Source organism: Streptomyces sp. CNS606, assembly GCF_000426325.1.
In genome coordinates this window covers 276,984-297,408 of record NZ_AUFD01000006.1, presented here as the reverse complement: position 1 = coordinate 297,408, position 20,425 = coordinate 276,984, and the positions used below count along the sequence as shown (strand labels likewise).

Annotated in this window: 17 protein-coding genes; 14 read left to right on the top strand and 3 right to left on the bottom strand. The window is 72.5% G+C overall.

All coding sequences use genetic code 11. The features are described 5' to 3' along the window. Window positions 1-7: 7 nt before the first annotated feature. The 9 genes from ftsW to K304_RS31940 all read left to right on the top strand — a co-directional run bounded on the left by ftsW (window position 8) and on the right by K304_RS31940 (window position 8,959). Window positions 8-1,480, top strand: coding sequence for a putative lipid II flippase FtsW (gene ftsW, locus K304_RS0103115; protein WP_078528382.1), 1,473 nt, complete (start codon window positions 8-10; stop codon window positions 1,478-1,480). 6 nt (window positions 1,481-1,486) lie between these two features. Next, window positions 1,487-2,581, top strand: coding sequence for an undecaprenyldiphospho-muramoylpentapeptide beta-N-acetylglucosaminyltransferase (murG, locus tag K304_RS0103110; protein ID WP_027762546.1), 1,095 nt, complete (start codon window positions 1,487-1,489; stop codon window positions 2,579-2,581). A 57-nt stretch (window positions 2,582-2,638) separates the two neighbouring features. After that, window positions 2,639-3,496: an FtsQ-type POTRA domain-containing protein gene (locus K304_RS0103105; RefSeq protein ID WP_027762545.1), complete on the top strand. Its 858-nt coding sequence runs from the start codon at window positions 2,639-2,641 to the stop codon at window positions 3,494-3,496. A gap of 282 nt (window positions 3,497-3,778) precedes the next feature. Next, window positions 3,779-4,981 (top strand): cell division protein FtsZ, encoded by a 1,203-nt coding sequence (gene ftsZ / locus K304_RS0103100; protein WP_027762544.1) that lies wholly within the window; start codon window positions 3,779-3,781, stop codon window positions 4,979-4,981. Beyond that, entirely contained in the window at window positions 4,978-5,715 is a 738-nt protein-coding gene (gene pgeF, locus K304_RS0103095) for a peptidoglycan editing factor PgeF (protein WP_027762543.1), read from the top strand. Before ftsZ ends, pgeF begins: the two co-directional genes overlap by 4 nt. Window positions 5,716-5,730: 15 nt before the next feature. Continuing rightward, entirely contained in the window at window positions 5,731-6,480 is a 750-nt protein-coding gene (locus K304_RS27050; protein WP_037789080.1) for a YggS family pyridoxal phosphate-dependent enzyme, read from the top strand. Between the two features lie 188 nt (window positions 6,481-6,668). Next, window positions 6,669-7,319, top strand: a complete 651-nt coding sequence (locus K304_RS0103085) for a cell division protein SepF (protein WP_027762542.1) — start codon at window positions 6,669-6,671, stop codon at window positions 7,317-7,319. A 62-nt stretch (window positions 7,320-7,381) separates the two neighbouring features. Further along, window positions 7,382-7,666, top strand: coding sequence for a YggT family protein (locus K304_RS0103080; protein WP_027762541.1), 285 nt, complete (start codon window positions 7,382-7,384; stop codon window positions 7,664-7,666). 51 nt (window positions 7,667-7,717) lie between these two features. After that, window positions 7,718-8,959, top strand: a complete 1,242-nt coding sequence (locus K304_RS31940; RefSeq protein ID WP_037789078.1) for a DivIVA domain-containing protein — start codon at window positions 7,718-7,720, stop codon at window positions 8,957-8,959. A 208-nt stretch (window positions 8,960-9,167) separates the two neighbouring features. Here the strand turns inward: K304_RS31940 and ileS are convergent, their stop codons facing one another. Further along, complete coding sequence (gene ileS, locus K304_RS0103060) at window positions 9,168-12,326, bottom strand: isoleucine--tRNA ligase (protein WP_027762539.1); 3,159 nt, start codon at window positions 12,324-12,326, stop codon at window positions 9,168-9,170. A 497-nt stretch (window positions 12,327-12,823) separates the two neighbouring features. Here ileS and K304_RS0103055 point away from each other — a divergent pair, with 497 nt between their 5' ends. Continuing rightward, window positions 12,824-13,861 carry a histone H1-like repetitive region-containing protein gene (locus tag K304_RS0103055; protein ID WP_037789076.1) on the top strand — a complete coding sequence of 346 codons (1,038 nt, stop codon included), beginning with the start codon at window positions 12,824-12,826 and terminating at the stop codon, window positions 13,859-13,861. A 58-nt stretch (window positions 13,862-13,919) separates the two neighbouring features. Continuing rightward, window positions 13,920-14,573, top strand: a complete 654-nt coding sequence (gene lspA, locus K304_RS0103050) for a signal peptidase II (protein ID WP_027762537.1) — start codon at window positions 13,920-13,922, stop codon at window positions 14,571-14,573. Window positions 14,574-14,619: 46 nt separating this feature from the next. Here lspA and K304_RS0103045 read toward each other — a convergent pair whose 3' ends face one another. Continuing rightward, window positions 14,620-15,831 (bottom strand): peptidase M6, encoded by a 1,212-nt coding sequence (locus K304_RS0103045; protein ID WP_027762536.1) that lies wholly within the window; start codon window positions 15,829-15,831, stop codon window positions 14,620-14,622. A 138-nt stretch (window positions 15,832-15,969) separates the two neighbouring features. Here K304_RS0103045 and K304_RS0103040 point away from each other — a divergent pair, with 138 nt between their 5' ends. After that, window positions 15,970-16,911, top strand: coding sequence for an RluA family pseudouridine synthase (locus K304_RS0103040; protein ID WP_027762535.1), 942 nt, complete (start codon window positions 15,970-15,972; stop codon window positions 16,909-16,911). 2 nt (window positions 16,912-16,913) lie between these two features. After that, window positions 16,914-18,527, top strand: coding sequence for a Na+/H+ antiporter (locus tag K304_RS0103035; protein WP_027762534.1), 1,614 nt, complete (start codon window positions 16,914-16,916; stop codon window positions 18,525-18,527). Between the two features lie 28 nt (window positions 18,528-18,555). Here K304_RS0103035 and K304_RS27040 read toward each other — a convergent pair whose 3' ends face one another. Continuing rightward, window positions 18,556-19,689 carry a mechanosensitive ion channel domain-containing protein gene (locus K304_RS27040; protein ID WP_051307777.1) on the bottom strand — a complete coding sequence of 378 codons (1,134 nt, stop codon included), beginning with the start codon at window positions 19,687-19,689 and terminating at the stop codon, window positions 18,556-18,558. A gap of 122 nt (window positions 19,690-19,811) precedes the next feature. Here K304_RS27040 and K304_RS0103025 point away from each other — a divergent pair, with 122 nt between their 5' ends. Further along, window positions 19,812-20,417, top strand: coding sequence for a dienelactone hydrolase family protein (locus K304_RS0103025; protein WP_037789075.1), 606 nt, complete (start codon window positions 19,812-19,814; stop codon window positions 20,415-20,417). The last annotated feature ends 8 nt before the right edge of the window (window positions 20,418-20,425 follow it).

Genomic DNA, 20,425 nt, shown 5'->3' with positions numbered 1-20,425 from the left:
GACGCGCATGACGGCCGACGCGACACCGCACCGCCCGGCGGGCACCACCCGCCGGCCGGGTCCGGAGGGGGCGCGGCAGGCCGCACGGACCGCCGCCGGCCGCGGCCCCGCCACCGTCTACGCGGCGGGCGCGCGCACCCGCCGCCCGCCCGTGCCCCGCCGGGCACCGGCCCCCCGCAGGCCCCCGCGCCTGCCCGGCGGCGAGGGAGGCCCGCTGGGCAGGGCGTACCGGCGCGCCCGCCGGGCGTGGGACCGCCCGCTCACGGCGTACTACCTGATCATGGGATCGGTGCTGCTGGTCACCGTGCTCGGACTCGTGATGGTCTTCTCCGCCTCGCAGATCGAGGCGCTGCGGTACGGGCTGTCGTCCACCTACTACTTCCAGAAGCAGGTCTTCGCCGCGCTCCTGGGCGCGATCCTGCTGCTGATCGCCGTGCGGATGCCCGTCGCGCTGCACCGCGCCTGCGCCTACCCGCTGCTCGCCGCCTCGGTGTTCCTCATGTGCCTGGTCCAGGTGCCCGGCATAGGAGTCGAGGTCAACGGCAACCAGAACTGGATCGGCCTCGGCGGCCCCTTCCAGCTCCAGCCCAGCGAGTTCGGCAAGCTGGCACTCGTCCTGTGGGGCGCCGACCTGCTCGCCCGCAAGCGGGAGAAGGGCCTGATGACGCAGTGGCGCCACCTGATGGTGCCGCTGGTGCCCGTCGCGCTGCTGCTGCTCGGGCTCATCATGCTCGGCGGAGACATGGGCACGGCCATGATCGTCGCCGCCATCGCCCTCGGCCTGCTCTGGCTCGCCGGAGCCCCCACCCGCCTGTTCGCCTCGGTGCTGGGCGTCGGCGCGGTGCTGGCCGCCCTGCTCGTCTGGAGCAGCCCCAACCGGATGTCCCGGCTCCAGTGCCTGGGCGTGACCGACCCGGACGCCGGCGCGCTGGACCCCTGCTGGCAGGCCGTGCACGGCATCTACGCCCTCGCGTCGGGCGGCCTGTTCGGCTCCGGGCTCGGGGCGAGCGTGGAGAAATGGGGTCAACTACCCGAACCTCACACCGACTTCATCTTCGCCGTGACCGGGGAGGAACTCGGACTGGCGGGGACGCTGTCGGTGCTCGCTCTCTTCGCGGCTCTAGGCTATGCGGGTATCCGCGTGGCCGGACGCACGGAGGACCCCTTCGTGAGGTATGCCGCGGGAGGCGTGACCACCTGGATCGCGGTGCAGGCCGGGATCAACATCGGTGCGGTGCTCGGCCTGCTGCCGATCGCCGGCGTCCCCCTCCCGCTGTTCTCCTACGGAGGCTCCGCCCTGCTGCCGACGATGTTCGCGGTCGGTCTGCTGATCGCGTTCGCGCGCAGCGACCCGGCCGCACGGGTGGCACTGGCCGCGCGGCAGCCCGCCCTCGGGGGACTCCTCCGCCGCGGCCGGGCTGGGCGTAAAGGGAAGACGATGAGACGGCGGTCCGGAAGGCCGCCGTCCGGAGAGCGGTGAATTTCGGTGCATGTCGTACTCGCCGGCGGGGGGACCGCCGGCCACATCGAGCCCGCGCTCGCCCTCGCGGACGCCCTGCGCAGGCAGGACCCCACCGTGGGCATCACGGCCCTCGGGACGGAGCGCGGACTCGAGACCCGGCTGGTGCCGGAGCGCGGCTACGAACTCGGCCTGATCCCGGCGGTGCCGCTGCCGCGCAAACCCACGCCCGAGCTCATCACCGTGCCCGGGCGGCTGCGCGGCACCATCAAGGCCGCCGAGCAGATCCTGGAGCGCACCAAGGCCGACTGCGTCGTCGGCTTCGGCGGCTATGTCGCCCTGCCCGGCTACCTCGCCGCCAAGCGGCTCGGCGTCCCCATCGTGGTGCACGAGGCCAACGCACGCCCCGGTCTCGCCAACAAGATCGGCTCCCGCTACACCCAGTACGTGGCCGTCTCCACGCCGGACAGCAAGCTGCGGCACGCCCGCTACGTGGGCATCCCGCTGCGCCGCTCCATCGCCACCCTGGACCGTCGCGCGGCGCGCCCGGAGGCGCGGGCCGCGTTCGGGCTGGACGCCAACCTGCCGACCCTGCTGATCACCGGCGGCTCGCAGGGCGCCCGCCGGCTCAACGAGGTCGTGCAGTCCGTCGTCCCGCAGCTCCAGCGCGCCGGCATCCAGGTGCTGCACGCGGTCGGCCCGAAGAACGAACTGCCGCAGGTCGACCACATGCCCGGAATGCCGCCCTACGTGCCGGTACCGTATGTGGACCGCATGGACCTCGCGTACGCCGCGGCGGACATGATGCTCTGCCGCGCGGGCGCGATGACCGTCGCGGAGCTGTCGGCCGTCGGACTGCCGGCGGCGTACGTACCCCTGCCGATCGGCAACGGCGAACAGCGGCTCAACGCCCAGCCGGTGGTCAAGGCGGGCGGCGGCCTGCTGGTCGACGACGCCGAGCTGTCGGCGGAGTGGATCCGGGACCACGTGCTCCCGGTCCTCTCCGACCCCCACCGCCTCCACCACATGGCCCGCGCCGCCGCCGAGTTCGGCCGCCCGGACGCGGACGACCTGCTGGTCGGCATGGTGCACGAGGCGATGTCGGCACGCCGTCAGGCGTAGGCACACCCGCCTCCGGGTGCGGTACCGCGCCCGGAGGCCGAGGAGAGGGCAGGGAGCGTGGCCGGACCCGCACAGGCCGCCGAGCGGCACACGGACGAGCGGCGGACGGGGGAGGACCCCGCCGCGGACCCCGCCGAGCCGTCCGTCCGGCGCCGCCTCCCCCGCCCCGGCCGCCGTGCCCTGCCGGTCCTCGTCGTCCTGGCGCTGCTGCTGGGCGCCTTCGGCGTCTGGGCGCTCTACGGCTCCTCCTGGCTGCGTGTCGAGAAGGTCTCCGTCGACGGCACCCGCGTCCTGACGGAGCGCCGCGTGCTCGACGCCGCCGACGTTCCGCTCGGTGCTCCGCTCGCGTCCCTGGACGCGTCCGCCGTGGAACGCCGGGTACGGGAGGCGCTGCGCCGCGTCGACCAGGTCCGGGTGGTCCGCGCCTGGCCGCACGGCGTGGGCGTGCACGTGACCGAACGGCGCCCCGTGCTGCTGCTCCGCAAGAGCGGCGGCGACACGGGGGAGGGCGCCCGGTACGTCGAAGTGGACGCCGAAGGTGTGCGCTTCGCGACCGTCGGCGAAGCTCCGGAAGGCGTTCCGCTTCTCGTCGTCGGACCGCGCGCCGACGCCCGGATGCAGCAGCGCTTCAGCGCCCGGGCCCTGCGCCGGGCCGCGGCCGACGTCCTCGCCGGCCTGCCCGCCGGGGTACGCGAGGACGCCCGCACGGTCAGGGCCGCCTCCTACGACGCGCTCACCGTCGAACTGACCGGCGACCGCATGGTGCGGTGGGGGAGCGCCGAACGCGGCACGGCGAAGAACAGGGCGCTGCGCGCCCTGATGAAGGCTTCCCCCGACGCCGCGCACTTCGACGTCTCCGCCCCCACCGCCCCGGCGGCCTCTCCTTCACGTCCTTCGCGTCCTTCTCCTCCCTGACCCTGACGCCCCCGCAGGCCGCCGCGGACTCAACCGAGTTGACGTACATACCCGCAGGCCAGCACCCTGGTGGATCACCGGACGGCCTGATCACATAGGGTGAAAAGAAAAACGGGAGGTTCGGCGTGTTCGTTGAACACCCAGCACTTGTCGACTTAGTGTCCGTTGCGAAGAGTCCAGAGAAGTACGAGCACGGTTAACCCTAGACTTCAGGTTCGGGGTTGAGGTCGGCATTCGGACCGCCCAGCAGGGAAACGTAACTCGAGGCGAGAGGCCTTCGACGTGGCAGCACCGCAGAACTACCTCGCAGTCATCAAGGTCGTCGGTATCGGCGGCGGTGGCGTGAACGCCATCAACCGGATGATCGAGGTCGGTCTCAAGGGCGTCGAGTTCATCGCGATCAACACCGATGCGCAGGCCCTGTTGATGAGCGACGCCGACGTCAAGCTCGACGTGGGCCGCGAGCTCACCCGGGGGCTCGGCGCGGGGGCCAACCCCGACGTCGGCCGCAAGGCCGCCGAGGATCACCGCGAGGAGATCGAGGAGGTCCTCAAGGGGGCCGACATGGTCTTCGTCACCGCCGGCGAAGGCGGCGGCACCGGCACCGGCGGCGCGCCCGTCGTGGCCAACATCGCGCGGTCCCTCGGTGCCCTCACCATCGGCGTCGTCACCCGTCCGTTCACCTTCGAGGGCCGTCGCCGGGCGAACCAGGCCGAGGACGGCATCGCCGGCCTGCGGGACGAGGTCGACACCCTCATCGTGATCCCGAACGACCGGCTGTTGTCCATCTCCGACCGTCAGGTGAGCGTGCTCGACGCGTTCAAGTCGGCCGACCAGGTCCTGCTGTCCGGTGTGCAGGGCATCACCGACCTGATCACGACGCCCGGTCTGATCAACCTCGACTTCGCCGACGTCAAGTCCGTGATGTCCGAGGCGGGCTCCGCGCTGATGGGCATCGGCTCGGCCCGCGGCGACGACCGTGCGGTGGCCGCCGCCGAGATGGCGATCTCCTCGCCGCTGCTGGAGGCCTCCATCGACGGCGCCAGAGGCGTACTGCTGTCCATCTCCGGCGGCTCGGACCTCGGTCTCTTCGAGATCAACGAGGCCGCCCAGCTGGTCAGCGAGGCGGCCCACCCGGAGGCGAACATCATCTTCGGCGCGGTCATCGACGACGCCCTCGGCGACGAGGTGCGGGTCACCGTGATCGCCGCCGGCTTCGACGGGGGTCAGCCGCCGCCGAAGAACCGCGACAAGGTGCTCGGCGCCTACGGGTCCCGGGACGACTCCTCCTCTTCCTCCCGCACCTCCGACGAGGGCGGGGAGCGGCCCGCGCTCGGGGTGCTCACCCCGCGCGACGAGGAGACTCCCGCCCCGCAGCCGACCGCCGGGGCCGACGCTCCGCCGCCGGCTCCCCAGGTGCCGCCCGCCCGTCCGTACCAGGACAGCCAGGCCGAAGAGCTGGACGTGCCGGACTTCCTGAAGTGATAGGTCTGCACGACACGCTGAGCGGCGCCCACTTCGCCTTCACCGACCGGTGGGGCGGGGTGAGCGCCGCTCCTCGTGACACCCTCAACCTCGGCGGAGCGGTCGGCGACGACCCCGCCGCCGTGCGGCGCAATCGCGCGCTGGCCGCCGGAAGTCTGGGGATCGACCCGGACCGGGTCGTCTGGATGAACCAGGTGCACGGCCGTGAGGTCGCGGTCGTGGACGAGCCCCCGCACCTCTCCGGACGCCCGGTGGCCGCGGTCGACGGCGTGGTCACCGCCCGCCGCGGCCTCGCACTCGCCGTACTCACCGCCGACTGCACCCCCGTACTGCTCGCCGACCCCGAGGCCGGGGTGGCCGGCGCCGCCCATGCCGGACGCCCGGGGCTGCTGGCCGGCGTGGTGCCCGCGACGATCGAGGCCATGGTGCGCCTGGGTGCCGACACCTCCCGCATGATCGCGCGGACCGGACCCGCGGTGTGCGGCCGCTGCTACGAGGTGCCGGAGGAGATGCGTGCCGAGGTGGCGGCCGCCGTGCCGGCGGCGTACGCGGCCACCTCGTGGGGCACGCCCGCGGTCGACGTCGCGGCGGGGGTGCGCTCCCAGCTGCGTGCCGCCGGTGTCACGGCCCTGGAACAGTCCGCGGTCTGCACACTCGAGTCGGACGACCACTTCTCCTACCGCCGCGAGCGCGACACGGGCCGGCTCGGGAGCTACGTCTGGCTGGACGACTGAGGGAAAGATCACACGATGAACGACGACGCCCCCTTCCGCTCCGCGACCGGCGACCGGCGGGCCGAACTCGCCGCCGGCCTCGCCTCGGTGGAGGAGCGCATCGCGCGCGCCTGCGAGGCGGCCGGTCGTCCCCGGGACGCGGTGACCCTGGTCGTCGTCACCAAGACCTACCCGGCGAGCGACGTACGGCTGCTGTCGGAGCTCGGTGTCCGGCACGTCGCCGAGAACCGCGACCAGGACGCCGCCCCGAAGGCGGCGCAGTGCACGGATCTACCCCTGACCTGGCACTTCGTCGGCCAGTTGCAGACCAACAAGGCACGCTCGGTGGCCGGATATGCCGACTTCGTGCACTCCGTCGACCGCCCGCGCCTGGTGAGGTCCCTGGCGAACGCGGCCCCGCCGCGGGACCGCGAACTGGGCTGCCTGATCCAGGTCGGGCTGGACGCGGAAAGCGACGACGCCGGGCCGCGCGGCGGCGCCGCACCGGACCGGGTCGCCGACCTGGCCGACGCGGTGGCCGAGGCCCGTGGGTTGCGTCTGGACGGAGTGATGACCGTGGCCCCGCTGGCGGGCCCGTACGCGGGAAGGCCGGGTGAGGCGTTCGCGCGGCTGCGGGAAATCTCAACCCGCCTGCGCACGGCGCATCCTGCTGCGACGATGGTGTCCGCAGGGATGAGCGCGGACCTCGAGGAGGCGATTTCCGCCGGCGCGACACATGTCCGCGTCGGAAGCGCGGTACTCGGAGTCCGACCCCGGCTCCGGTAACGTCGCCAAGCAAGTCGGACCACAGCAGAAAATATGGTCATTCCGTCCTGGTGGACAGGCCGGCAGGCGGAAGGACCACGTGGATCCAAGGTCGCCGGCGACGGAGCCTTACGGCCTCCCCGCAGGAGGCAGGAGTGGGGTCTCCCGCCGAGGGCAGGGGAACCACCACAGAGCGGAGGATGCAGTCAATGGCCGGCGCGATGCGCAAGATGGCGGTCTACCTCGGCCTCGTGGAGGACGACGGTTACGACGGCCCGGGGTTCGACCCCGACGACGAGTTCGAGCCCGAGCCGGAGCCCGAGCGGGACCGGCGTCGGCACCAGGAATCCCCCCAGCATTCCCTGTCGCGGCACTCCCTGGAGAAGGCGGAGCCCGAGGAGTCCCTCCGGGCCGTGCACCCGCCGGCCCAGCGGGAGCGCGAGGCGTCACCGACGCCCGTGGCCGTCGGCGAAAGCGGACGAGGCGGGAGAATTGCTCCCGTGTCATCCATCACACCTGAACGTCAGAACCTGGAGAAGAGCGCACCGGTGATCATGCCCAAGGTCGTGTCCGAGCGGGAGCCCTACCGGATCACCACGCTGCACCCGCGGACCTACAACGAGGCCCGTACCATCGGGGAACACTTCCGCGAGAGCACTCCGGTGATCATGAACCTGACCGAGATGGACGACACCGACGCGAAGCGACTTGTCGACTTTGCGGCCGGACTGGTCTTCGGTCTGCACGGCAGCATCGAGCGGGTGACGCAGAAGGTCTTCCTCCTGTCTCCTGCTAACGTCGATGTAACGGCGGAGGACAAGGCCCGCATCGCAGAGGGCGGGTTCTTCAACCAGAGCTGAGACGCAGGACCGGAACACGCGGCCGGGAGGGCCGCACGAGCCAAGGGGAGAGGCACAGCAAGATGGCCGTCTGGCAGCAGGTGATCTACATCGCCTTGTGGTGCTTCATGCTCGTGCTGATCTTCCGGCTCGTGATGGACTACGTCTTCCAGTTCGCCCGCTCATGGCAACCCGGCAAGGCGATGGTGGTGGTCCTGGAGGCCACTTACACTGTCACTGATCCGCCACTCAAGCTCCTGCGGCGGTTCATCCCGCCGCTACGCTTCGGGGGCGTGGCGCTCGACCTGTCCTTCTTCGTGCTCATGATCATCGTCTACATCCTGATCAACGTCGTGGCCAGGCTGTGAACGATTCCTATGGTCTTGCCGATATGCCGACGAATACGTTGAGGTGAAGAGATGCCACTGACCCCCGAGGACGTGCGGAACAAGCAGTTCACGACCGTCCGTCTGCGAGAGGGCTACGACGAGGACGAGGTCGACGCCTTTCTCGACGAGGTCGAAGCCGAGCTGACCCGTCTGCTCCGTGAGAACGAGGACCTGCGCGCCAAGCTGGCCGCCGCGACCCGTGCCGCCCAGCAGAACCAGCAGCAGGGCCGCAAGCCTCCGGAGGGCCAGGAGCGTCCCGGCGGGGCGCCGGTGCCCGCCGCCATATCAGGACCGCAGCCGGTTCCCCCGGGCCAGCACGGCCCGGGCGGCCACGGCCCCGGTGGTCACGGCGGTCCGGGTGGACACGGCCCCGGTGGTCACGGCGGTCCGGGCGGCCCCGGTGGCCCCGGTGGCCCCGGTGGACACGGACCGCAGGGCGGCCCGCCCCAGCTCCCCGGCGGTCAGCCGCAGCTCCCGGCCGGTCCCGGCGGTCCCATGGGACCCGGCGGCCCCGGTGGACCCGGTGGACCCGGTGGACCCGGTGGACCCGGCGGACACGGACCGCAGGGCGGCCCCATGGGTCCCGGCGGCCCGCAGCTTCCCGGTGGCGGTCAGAACAACGACAGCGCCGCCCGGGTGCTCTCCCTCGCCCAGCAGACCGCGGACCAGGCGATCGCGGAGGCCCGGTCCGAGGCCAACAAGATCGTCGGCGAGGCCCGCAGCCGCGCCGAGGGCCTGGAGCGGGACGCCCGCGCCAAGGCGGACGCCCTGGAGCGGGACGCCCAGGAGAAGCACCGCGTCGCCATGGGCTCCCTGGAGTCCGCGCGCGCGACGCTGGAGCGCAAGGTCGAGGACCTGCGCGGCTTCGAGCGGGAGTACCGCACGCGCCTGAAGTCGTACCTGGAGAGCCAGCTCCGCCAGCTGGAGAACCAGGCCGACGACTCGCTGGCCCCGTCCCGGACGCCCGCGGCAGCTTCGCTGCCCCCGTCTCCGTCGATGGCCTCCGCGGGTGCGCCAGGCGGCGGCACCATGGGCGGTCACCAGTCGATGGGCGGCGGCCAGCCCATGGGCGGCGGCGGCCAGGGCATGGGCGGTCACGGCGGCCCCGGGCACGGCGGCCACACGCAGGGCGGCGGTCAGAGCTACGGCGGCGGCCAGCAGCAGATGTCGCCCGCGATGACCCAGCCGATGGCGCCGGTCCGCCCGCAGGGCGGTCCGCAGGCGGCGCCCTCGCCGATGCGCGGCTTCCTCATCGACGAGGACGACAACTGACCGGCTGACACCTCACAGCCGACGACGGCGGCGGGCCCGGAGCAACGCTCGGGGCCCGCCGCCGTTTCCGCGCTCGCCACGACCCGCGCTCGCCACGACCCGCGCTCGCCACGGCCCGCGGTCACCGCGGAAGAGGCCGGCGCCCAGCGCGGGCGACCGCCCACGGGACGGCCACCCGCAGGCGGCCGCCCCGTGGGGAGTCGTCGGTTCAGGCCCGCCGCAGGCGGAACGTGAGGCCGAGCGCCTCGTCCTCGACGGGGTCGCCGAAGGTGTCGTCGGCCTCGCCTTCGGAGAAGCTCGTCGCGAGCACCTCCTCGGAGATCAGCTCCGCGTGGTCCGCCAGCGCCCGGCGGACCTCCCCGTCGGCGGCGGACCAGCGGAGAGCGATGCGGTCCGCGACGTCCAGCCCGGAGTTCTTCCGCGACTCCTGGATGAGCCGGATGGCGTCGCGCGCCAGCCCCGCCCGTCGCAGCTCGGGCGTGATCTCCAGGTCCAGGGCGACCGTGGCGCCGGAGTCGGAGGCCACGGACCATCCCTCGCGCGGGGTCTCGGTGATGATGACCTCCTCCGGCGAGAGGGTCACCGTCTCACCGTCGACCTCCACCGAGGCCGTGCCCTCGCGCAGGGCGACGGACAGGGCCGCGGCGTCGGCCGCCGCGACGGCCTTGGCCACCGCCTGCGTGTTCTTGCCGAACCGCCGCCCCAGCGCACGGAAGTTGCCCTTGGCGCTGGTGTCGACCAGCGAGCCGCCGACGTCGGCGAGGGTGGCGATGTCGTAGACGTTGAGCTCTTCGGTGATCTGCCGCCGCAGATCCGGCGACAGCGTCGAGAAGCCCTGTGCCGCGACCAGCGCCCGGGACAGCGGCTGACGGGTCTTCACGCCCGACTCCGCCCGCGTCGCCCGGCCCAGTTCGACGAGCCGCCGTACGAGAAGCATGTCGCCGGACAGCTCGGGGTCGATCGCGCCCAGGTCGGCCTCCGGCCACGTCGCGAGGTGCACCGAGTCGGGCGCGCCGGGCGTCACGGGCACCACGAGGTCCTGCCAGACCCGTTCGGAGATGAACGGCACCAGCGGGGCCATCAGCCGCGTCACCGTCTCCAGGGTGTCGTGCAGGGTGCGCAGCGCCGCCGGGTCCGCCTGCCAGAAGCGGCGGCGGGAGCGGCGCACGTACCAGTTCGACAGGTCGTCGACGAACGTGGACAGCAGCTTGCCGGCGCGCTGGGTGTCGTAGTTCTCCATTGCCGCGGTGACCTGGTCGGTCAGCGCGTGGAGTTCGCTGAGCAGCCAGCGGTCCAGCAGCGGGCGGTCGCCCGGCGCCGGGTCGGCCCCGCTGGGTGCCCACGCGCCGGTGCGGGCGTACAGGGCCTGGAAGGCGACCGTGTTCCAGTAGGTCAGCAGCGTCTTGCGGACGACCTCCTGGATGGTGCCGTGCCCGACGCGCCGCGCCGCCCACGGCGAGCCGCCGGCTGCCATGAACCAGCGCACCGCGTCCGCGCCGTGCGCGTCCATCAGCGGGATGGGTTCGAGGATGTTGCCGAGGTGCTTGGACATCTTGCGCCCGTCCTCGGCCAGGATGTGGCCGAGGCAGACGACGTTCTCGTAGGAGGACCTGTCGAAGACGAGCGTGCCGACGGCCATCAGCGTGTAGAACCAGCCGCGGGTCTGGTCGATGGCCTCGGAGATGAACTGCGCCGGGTAGCGCTGCTCGAAGATCTCCTTGTTCTTGTACGGGTACCCCCACTGCGCGAACGGCATCGCGCCCGAGTCGTACCAGGCGTCGATGACCTCCGGCACGCGTGTGGACGTCCCGCCGCACGTCGGGCAGGGGAACGTGACCTCGTCGATGTACGGGCGGTGCGGGTCCAGCGCGGACTGGTCGGTGCCGGTCAGCTCGCCCAGCTCGGCCCGGGAGCCCACGACGACCGTGTGCTCCTCCGCGCACCGCCACACCGGCAGCGGGGTGCCCCAGTAGCGGTTGCGGGACAGGGCCCAGTCGATGTTGTTGTTCAGCCAGTCACCGAACCGGCCGTGCTTGACCGAGTCCGGGTACCAGTTGGTGCGCTCGTTCTCCCGCAGCAGCGCGTCCTTGACCTGCGTGGTGCGGATGTACCACGAGGGCTGTGCGTAGTAGAGCAGCGCGGTGTGGCAGCGCCAGCAGTGCGGGTAGCTGTGCTCGTAGGCGACGTGCCGGAACAGCCGGCCGCGCGCCTCGAGGTCGGCGACCAGCTTCTCGTCCGCCTTCTTGAAGAACGCGCCGCCGACCAGGCCGACGCCCTCCTCGAACGTGCCGTCCGCGCGCACCGGGTTGACCACGGGGAGGCCGTAGCGGCGGCAGGTCGCCAGGTCGTCCTCGCCGAACGCGGGGGACTGGTGCACCAGGCCGGTGCCGTCCTCCGTGGTGACGTACTCGGCGTTGACGACGAAGTGGGCGTCCGGGACGTCCACCAGCGCGAAGGGCCGGTCGTACGCCCAGCGCTCCATCTCGGCGCCGGTGAAGCGCTGCCCGGTGGCCTCCCAGCCCTCGCCCAGGGCCTTCTCCAGCAGCGGCTCGGCGACGACCAGCTTCTCGTTCCCGTCCGTGGCGACCACGTACGTCACCCCGGGGTGCGCGGCGACGGCCGTGTTGGACACCAGGGTCCAGGGGGTCGTCGTCCACACCAGCAGCGCGGCCTCGCCGGCCAGCGGGCCGGAGGTCAGCGGGAAGCGGACGAAGACCGACGGGTCGACGACCGTCTCGTAGCCCTGCGCCAGCTCGTGGTCCGACAGACCGGTGCCGCAGCGCGGGCACCAGGGGGCCACGCGGTGGTCCTGGACCAGCAGGCCCTTCGCGTGGATCTCCTTGAGCGACCACCACACGGACTCGACGTACTCCGGGTCCATGGTGCGGTAGGCGTCGTCCAGGTCCACCCAGTAGCCCATGCGGGTGGTGAGCTCGGCGAACGCGTCGGTGTGCCGGGTCACCGACTCGCGGCACCTCGCGTTGAACTCCGCGATGCCGTAGTTCTCGATGTCCTTCTTGCCGGAGAAGCCCAGCTCCTTCTCCACCGCCAGCTCGACCGGGAGGCCGTGGCAGTCCCAGCCGGCCTTGCGCGCCACGTGGTACCCGCGCATGGTGCGGAAGCGGGGGAAGACGTCCTTGAAGACGCGGGCCTCGATGTGGTGCGCGCCCGGCATTCCGTTCGCGGTGGGCGGGCCCTCGTAGAACACCCACTCGGGGCGGCCCTCGGACTGCTCCAGGGTGCGGGCGAAGACCTTGTGCTCGCGCCAGAAGTCGAGCACCGCGTGCTCGAGCGCGGGCAGGTCGACCTGGGCGGGCACCTGGTGGTACAGCGGAGTGTCGTGCTGCTGCGGCGATTCGGGACTCATCGTCGGTCGTCTTCCTCCGGCGGACTGGCGTGCTTCCGTCGGAGGGACGAGACGCGCCTGCGACGGCGCTCCCGCGGTACCACCCTCCTTGGCGGCGGTGTGGTGTCCGCCGCCCCCTCATTGGGGCCGCGCTGCCGGGTCTACTCGCCCGCACGCCTGACGCGCGGACTTTCTTCCGGCGGCTCCGGGGTGATCTTCACGTCGCGCTCGTCCCCGGGCTCACACCGTCCCCGGGTCGCTCCTGACTGCCTGACGACGTTACTCGTCCCCATCCATGCCTTTCGCTGAACCCAGTGTACGGGCCGCCGCGCTCGGCGCGGACCGGTTTTCCCCCGGCGGTGCGGGGCACAACGCCCTCGCAAGGCGTACGGAGACCGAGAGGACGGTCCGACCGGGCGACCGGAAGCGGCGCGTCCCGTTGCCGCCCACCCGAAGTCGATTTATCGTTCCGGTCACGATTCGCGAGCAAGATCACAGTATGTGAAGGGGTCGCGGCCATGGTGGCGAGGAAGACCGCCGCGAAGAAGTCTTCCGGCAGGAAGCCGGCGGCGAAGCGCGCGTCCGCGAAGTCGGCTGCGCCCGGGAAGACTGCGGCGCGGAAGACGGCGTCCCGGCGCACCGCGACCGACGAGGCCGTCTCCGGCGGGACCCCGGCGCGGAAGACGGCGGCCCCACGGAAGGCGGTGGGGGAGAAGGGGGCGGGGTCGGCGAAGAGCGCGGGCACTAAGCCCGCCGCGAAGAAGGCCGCCCCGAAGAAGGCGGCCGCGAAGAAGACCGCCCCCACCACCGCGGCCAGGAAGGCCGCGGCGAAGAAGTCGACCTCCCCCGGAAAGACGAAGGCGACGACGGCCGCGGCGAAGAAGACCACGGCTGCGAAGAAGGCTGCTCCGAAGGCCGCCGCCAAGAAGGCTGCCGCCAAGAAGACCACCACGAAGAAGGCGACCGCCGAGAGGGCGAAGACCGCGTCCAGGAAGACGTCCGCCCGGAAAGCCCCGGCCCAGCCCGCTCCTGCCGGCAGGAAGACCGCCCGGAAGACCCCCGCCAAGAAGACAGGAGCCCAGAAGGTGGCTGCGAAGAAGACTCCGGCGAAGGCCGCGGCGGTCCCCACCGCCCGTTCGGCCCAGGCCGCGCCCCTCACACCCGGTGAGCTGCCCGTCCGCCCGGGGGAGGACCCCTGGACTCCGGCAGAGGTCGAGGAGGCCCGCACCAACCTCGAGGACGAGGCGGGGCGGCTGCGGGACGAGATCCAGGCCTCCGAGGAGGCGCTGAGCGGGCTGCTGCGGGACGCGGGTGACACGGCCGGTGACGACGACGCCGACACCGGGACCCGGAACATCACGCGCGAGCACGAGATGTCCCTGGCCGCGAACGCCCGGGAGAGCCTCTACCAGACGGACCGCGCGCTGGAGCGCATCGAGGCCGGCACGTACGGCCTGTGCGAGAACTGCGGCAGGCCGATCGGCAAGGCGCGGATGCAGGCGTTCCCGCGCGCGACCCTCTGCGTGGAGTGCAAGCAGAAGCAGGAGCGACGCTGAAGCGGCGGTCCGGCGCACGGGTGACGGGGTGCGTACCGCTGTGTCGTACCCTCGTCACGTGAACGAGGTGGAGCGGGCGATCGAGACCCCGGACGAGGACGAGGCCGCGAGAGACCGGTCCGAGCACACGGCCGACGCGCCGGGGGACGCCGGAGCACCGGACGGCGCGTCGAACGACGCCGGACCCGCCGAGTCGGCCGAGGACACGGCGGAGACCGGCCCGAGAGGGCCGCGCCGCATTCCGATGCTGCTCGGCGTGGCCGCCGTCGCCTACGTCCTCGACCTGGTCAGCAAGCTGATCGTGGTCGCGTACCTGGAGCACCGCGCGCCGATCGAGCTGATCGGCGAGTGGCTGCAGTTCGAGGTGGTGCGCAACCGCGGTGCCGCCTTCGGCATCGGCGAGGCGCTCACCATCGTCCTGACCGCCATCGCCGTCGTCGTGATCGTGGTGATCGCCCGGCTGGCCCGGAGGCTCTACAGCACGCCGTGGGCCGTGGCGCTCGGCCTGCTGCTCGGCGGCGCCTTCGGCAATCTCACCGACCGGCTGTTCCGCTCGCCGGGCGTCTTCCAGGGCGCGGTGGTCGACTTCATCGCACCCCGGCACTTCGCCGTGTTCAACCTCGCCGACTCCGCCATCGTCTGCGGCGGCATCCTGATCGTGCTGCTCTCCTTCCGCGGCCTCGACCCGGACGGCACCGTCCACAAGGACTGACGGTCCGCGAGGAACGACCGCCCGGCGGACGGCCCGCAGCGTTCCGTCAGGGCCTGGTGACCCGCACCCGGTACCGGCCGCCGTGGTGCCCGGTGACCGCGACGGTGACGCCGCTCGCGAACGTGTGGCGCTCCCCGGGCCGCAGCGGCGCGTCACCCAGCTCGGCGAGTTCCTCCGGTGAACGGCCGGTGCAGGCGGGCCCGCCGCGGCTGGCGGGGCGGCCGTCCACCACCCGCACCGGGCCCTGCCCGGTGGGCACCCGGGAGTCGACGGTGTAGAGCAGTACGCCCTCCGCGCAGATGCCGCGATCCAGGCCGACCCGTGTGCGCGCCTCGGCCACGATCGCCGAGTGCTCGCCGACTTTCACCACGGCCATCGTCGCCCCGTCCGGCGAGCCGACGGGCTTCAGCGTGTGCGTGGCCGAGCGGTCGGTCACGCAGGCGACCTGGTCGTCCGTGATCCACCCGAACTTCCACTTGTGCCAGCCCAGCAGGTCGGAGATGCCGGCCATGCTCATCGTGTCCCAGCCGCCCGCGTACTCCACCGAGGCGCCGCGCTCGACGTTGTACAGGTCGGGCAGGCCGTAGAGGTGGTTGGCCTCGTGCACGAAGTTGCCGCGCTGCCATATGGCCGAATCGTTGCTGCGTCCGAAGACCAGCGCGGCCGCGCGGAGGGTGTGGCCGCCCGCGCGCAGCCCTTCGAAGGTGTTGGCCTGGGAGACCGTCGGGCGGGCCGGCACGTTGTCGTCGGCGACGACGTACACGAAGTCGGCACCGGCGAAGTCGGTGCCGCGCGCGACGGCGGCGTCGACGGCGTCCTGCACGTAGGCGCGCATCACCTCCGAGCCGATGCCGCGCTCGACGCCGTACGCCGACCAGGGTTTCGGCATCCGCACCCAGCCGCGGGTCGGTTCCAGTTCCAGCCGGTACCTGCCGTACGAGGCGAGGTCCAGGTACCGGTCGCCGTAGTCGGCGAAGAACGCGGCCCGCTCCGGGGCGGAGCCCGCCGCCGGGATGTCCTCGAAGTCGACCATGATCATGATCGCCTTCTTGTGCCCGGTCGGATGGACGAACTCCTCCGTCATCGGCCCCTCGCTGAAGCCGGCCGACCCGGCGATCGCGCAGTCCCCGGAGATGGCCGGAGCCGCGGAACCGTGCTGCGGGTCCAGTGCCATGACCACCGCGGTCAGGGCGGTGGCGGTGGCCACCGCGATGGATCTGCTGCCGGGTATCCGTCTGTGGCCGGCCGCTGCGGACATGGAGAGGCTCCCTCCGGGAAAGGTGTCCCGACGTAGTCACACGGTCACGAAGAGGTGACGTCGGCGCATGCGGAGGGGGGCCGCCCGGGTGAGGTCCGGCCGCAGGCGGCGGACGGGCGGTCCGGCATACTCGGGCAGGTGAGTACGCTTCCCGAGATCCGCACCCTGCCCGTACCGGACGGCCTGGAGGGCGAGCGCGTCGACGCCGCACTGGCCCGCATGTTCGGCTTCTCCCGCACCAAGGCGGCCGAGCTCGCGGCCGGCGGCAAGGTGCGGCTGGACGGTTCGGCGGCCGGCAAGTCCGACCGCGTCAGCGGCGGGGCCTGGATCGAGGTCGAGATGCCCGCTCCGGCCGCTCCGGTGCAGGTGGTCGCGGAGCCTGTGGAGGGCATGGACATCGTGCACGACGACGAGCACGTCGTCGTCGTCGCCAAGCCGGTCGGCGTGGCCGCCCACCCCAGCCCGGGGTGGACCGGGCCCACCGTCATCGGCGGTCTCGCCGCCGCCGGCTACACCATCACCACCTCCGGCGCGGCCGAGCGCCAGGGCGTCGTGCACCGGCTGGACGTCGGCACGTCCGGACTCATGGCCGTCGCCAAGTCGGAGCGGGCGTACACCCTGCTCAAGCAGCAGTTCCGGGAACGCACCGTCGACAAGCGCTACCACGCGCTCGTCCAGGGTCACCCCGACCCGCTCAGCGGCACCATCGACGCGCCGATCGGCCGCCACCCGCAGCACGACTACAAGTGGGCCGTGACCGCCGAGGGCAAGCCGTCGGTCACGCACTACGACCTGATCGAGGCGTTCCGCGCCGCCAGCCTCCTCGACATCAAGCTGGAGACCGGTCGTACTCACCAGATCCGCGTGCACATGTCCGCCCACCGCCACCCCTGCGTCGGCGACCTCACCTACGGCGCCGACCCGACGCTCGCCAAGCGGCTGCGGCTGGGCCGCCAGTGGCTGCACGCCGTGCGGCTCGGCTTCACGCACCCGGCGGACGGCCGCTGGGTGGAGTTCGAGAGCGACTACCCGGACGATCTCGCGCAGGCGCTGGAGACCGTGCGGGCGGAGAGCTCGTAGGAGTGGACCAACTCGCCCTGATCTTCGCCCTGCTGCTCGGGGCGGTCGTCATGGTGCCGGTTGCCGAACGGCTCAGCGTCCCCTCGCCCGTCCTGATGACCCTCGTCGGCGCCGCGCTCGCCGCCGTGCCGGTCGTGCCCGAGATCGAGATCCCGCCCGGCCTCATCCTGCCGCTGGTGCTGCCGCCCCTGCTGTACGCGGCCGCGCAGCGCACCTCGTGGCGCCAGTTCGCGGCCAACGTGCGGCCGATCTTCCTGCTGGCCGTCGCGCTGGTGTTCGTCACCACGGCCGTGGTGGCCGCGGTCGCCCACGCCCTGGTGCCCGGACTGCCGCTCTTCGCCGCCGTCGCGCTCGGCGCTCTCGTCGCCCCGCCCGACCCGGTCGCGGCCACCCAGATCGCCGCCCGGATGGGGCTGCCGCGCCGTCTGGTGTCCATCCTCGAGGGCGAGGGCCTCTTCAACGACGTCACCGCGATCACGCTCTACCACGTGGCCGTCGCCGCCGCCGTCACCGGCAGCTTCTCCTGGCCGGACGCCGCCGGCGACCTGGCCCTGGCCGGCGGCGTGGCCGTCGCCGTGGGCCTCCTGCTCGGCTGGGGCGCCGCGCGGCTGATGTCGTTCCTCGGCGACGCGACGCTGCAGACCGGCCTCACCCTGCTGGTGCCGTTCGTGTCGTACGTGCTCGCCGAGGAGTTGCACGGGTCCGGCGCGCTCGCCGTCCTCGTCACCGCGCTCTACCTCGCCTCCGGGCGCGCCGCGGACGCCGACGACGTCTCCGGCCGGCTCGCCGGCCAGAGCTTCTGGTCGGTGATCGACACCCTGGTCACCGGCGTCGCCTTCGGCCTCATCGGCCTGGAGCTCCAGCCGGTCGCCTACGCCGTGGGCGACGAGTGGCGCGCGCTGCTGCCCGCCGCGGCGGCGGTCGTCGCCGCGGTCGTCGTCGTCCGGCTGCTGTGGCTGCTGCCCGCGTCCTGGCTCGCCCGCCGTCTCCACCACCGGCGCGACCTGGACGAGGACATCCCGGTGAGCTGGCGGGAGACCACCGTGGTGTGGTGGTCCGGGATGCGCGGCGTCGTCTCCGTCGCGCTGGCCCTCGCCGTCCCCTTCACCGTCGACGGCGGTGGCGACTTCCCGAAACGGGACGCGATCCTCTTCCTCACCTTCGCCGTCGTGCTGGCCACCCTGCTGGTGCAGGGCCTCAGTCTGCCGTGGCTGGTGAAACGGCTCCACGTACGGGCCGACACGGCCGCCGAACGGGAGCAGGAACGCCTGCTCGCCGCCCGCTGCACGAAGGCCGCGAAGCGGCGCCTCCGCGAGATCCAGGAAGCGGAGGACGAGCTTCCCGAGGACGTGATCGAGGCGCTCACCAAACGCGCGTACGACATCGGGGTGCGCATCTCGCCCGACCTGCTGGACGAGGAACGCCACGAGGGGCAGGCCCGGCGGGTACGCCGGCTCCGGCACATCCACCGGCTGCAGGCCGAGTTGCTGTCCGCCGCACGGCACGAGGTGGTCGCGGCGCGCAATGAGCCCGGAGTCGACCCGGAGGTCGTCGACCGTGTCCTCCACCAGCTCGACGTCCGCAGCTTCCGCGGCCACGGCGGCGGGCGCGCGTAGCGCGCCCGCCGGGCCGCTGCGCCTGGGTTCAGACCTCGGGGGAGCCGTCGCCGTCCGGGGATCCGCCGCGGGCCCCCTGCGCCGGTACGGCGCTGCGGGGCGCGGCCCCGTCCGGGCGGGCGTGCCCCGCCCCCAGGGCCGGGGCGGTCGCGATCCGCGGCAGGGCGTACGGGTGCTCGCGCCGGACCCAGTCCAGCAGCTCCTCCCGCACCCCGCACTGCAGCGTCCACCAGTCGTCGGTGTCCTTCGCCGACATGGCGGCCCGCACCTGGATCGTCGTGGGCGTGGTGTCCGTGACGACGAGGCTCCACGTACGCCGGTCCCAGTCGTCGCGGGTCTCCAGCAGTTCCCGCAGGTACTCCCGGAGGGCCTTGACCGGTGTCGCGTGGTCGAGGTGCAGGTAGACCGTGCAGGTCAGTTCCGTGCCGCCGCGCGACCAGTTCTCGTACGGCTTGCTGTTGAAGTACGAGACCGGCATGGTCAGCCGGCGGTCGTCCCAGATGCGTACGGTCAGGAAGGCGAGGCTGATCTCCTCCACGACGCCCCACTCGCCCTCGACGACCACGGTGTCGCCGATCTTCACCGACGAGCCGAAGGCGACCTGGAGGCCGGCGAAGAGGTTGCCCAGCATCGACTGGGCGGCGACACCGGCGACGATGCCGATGACGCCCGCCGAGGCCAGCAGCGACGCGCCGAGCGCCCGCATGCCGGGGAAGAGCACCAGGATCGCGACGGACCCCGCGACGGTCGCGATCAGGAACGTTGCCACCCGCTGGATCATCGTGAGCTGGGTGCGGAAGCGGCGGATGCGCCGCGGGTCCCGGGTGTTGGCGGCGAACCGGGTCAGCGAGGTCTCGGCGATCGCGGAGGCGATGCGCACCGCGAGCCACACCGTGCCGGCCACCGTCACCAGCGCCAGGCACTTGAGGACGACCTTGTCGTGGTCGGTGTCGATGCCCGACCAGCCGTAGGTGGCCTGGAAGACGCCGGTGACCAGCACCACCTGGAGCGGGATGCGGCAGCCGCGCAGCAGCCCCCACAGCGGCGTCTCGGGGTGTCTGCGGTCCGCGGCGTGCAGCAGGCGGTCGACGACCCAGCCGACCAGCAGGGTCAGCGCGACCGTGCAGCCGATCACGATGAGCGGACGCAGCAGGGCCTCCATGAAGGACGCAGCTCCTCTCCTCGGCGGACTCGGACGGTTCGGGCCGGGCGCCCGCAGGGCGGGCCGACCGTCGTCCCGACGGTCGAAACGCTAGCTGGCAGGATGAGAATGTACGAAGTCGCATGCCTGTGGGAAGAGACACGATCGTGGCAACCGTCCTGCTGTTCCACTCCGTCCACGGGCTGCGGCCCGCCGTTCACGCCGCCGCGGACCGGCTGCGTGAGGCCGGTCACACGGTGCACGTCCCGGACCTGTACGACGGCCGGGTCGCCGGAAGCGTCGAGGACGGCCGTGACATCGAGGAAGCGATCGGCCACGAGGAACTGCTGAAGCGGGCCGTGACCGCCGCCGCGCCGCACTCCGAGGACGGCCTCGTCTACGCCGGGTTCTCGCTCGGCGCGGCTCTCGCCCAGAACCTCGCGCTCGCCGACGCGAAGGCCCGCGGCCTGCTTCTGCTGCACGGCACCTCCGACCTGCCGGACGACGCGGGGGTCGACGACCTGCCCGTGCAGCTGCACGTCGCCGACCCCGACCCGTTCGAGACGCACGACTGGCTGAACGCCTGGTACCTGCGGATGCGGCGGGCCGGGGCCGACGTCGAGGTGTTCCGCCACCGCGGCGCCGGGCACCTCTACACCGATCCCGAGCTGCCCGACCACGACGCGGAGGCGGCCGAGGCGACGTGGCGCACCGCCCTGGGTTTCCTGGCGGACGTCGCCCCGGCCTGATCCCGCTG

What these genes read in the sequence shown, in the direction of transcription:
- K304_RS0103055 (WP_037789076.1), top strand. Translation starts at nt 12,824, where the DNA reads ATGGTGGCGAGGAAGACCGCCGCGAAGAAGTCTTCCGGCAGGAAGCCG.
- K304_RS0103080 (WP_027762541.1), top strand. Translation starts at nt 7,382, where the DNA reads ATGGCCGTCTGGCAGCAGGTGATCTACATCGCCTTGTGGTGCTTCATG.
- K304_RS0103085 (WP_027762542.1), top strand. Translation starts at nt 6,669, where the DNA reads ATGGCCGGCGCGATGCGCAAGATGGCGGTCTACCTCGGCCTCGTGGAG.
- K304_RS27050 (WP_037789080.1), top strand. Translation starts at nt 5,731, where the DNA reads ATGAACGACGACGCCCCCTTCCGCTCCGCGACCGGCGACCGGCGGGCC.
- K304_RS0103025 (WP_037789075.1), top strand. Translation starts at nt 19,812, where the DNA reads ATGCCTGTGGGAAGAGACACGATCGTGGCAACCGTCCTGCTGTTCCAC.
- K304_RS31940 (WP_037789078.1), top strand. Translation starts at nt 7,718, where the DNA reads ATGCCACTGACCCCCGAGGACGTGCGGAACAAGCAGTTCACGACCGTC.
- ileS (WP_027762539.1), bottom strand. Translation starts at nt 12,326, where the DNA reads ATGAGTCCCGAATCGCCGCAGCAGCACGACACTCCGCTGTACCACCAG.
- K304_RS0103045 (WP_027762536.1), bottom strand. Translation starts at nt 15,831, where the DNA reads ATGTCCGCAGCGGCCGGCCACAGACGGATACCCGGCAGCAGATCCATC.
- K304_RS27040 (WP_051307777.1), bottom strand. Translation starts at nt 19,689, where the DNA reads ATGGAGGCCCTGCTGCGTCCGCTCATCGTGATCGGCTGCACGGTCGCG.
- ftsW (WP_078528382.1), top strand. Translation starts at nt 8, where the DNA reads ATGACGGCCGACGCGACACCGCACCGCCCGGCGGGCACCACCCGCCGG.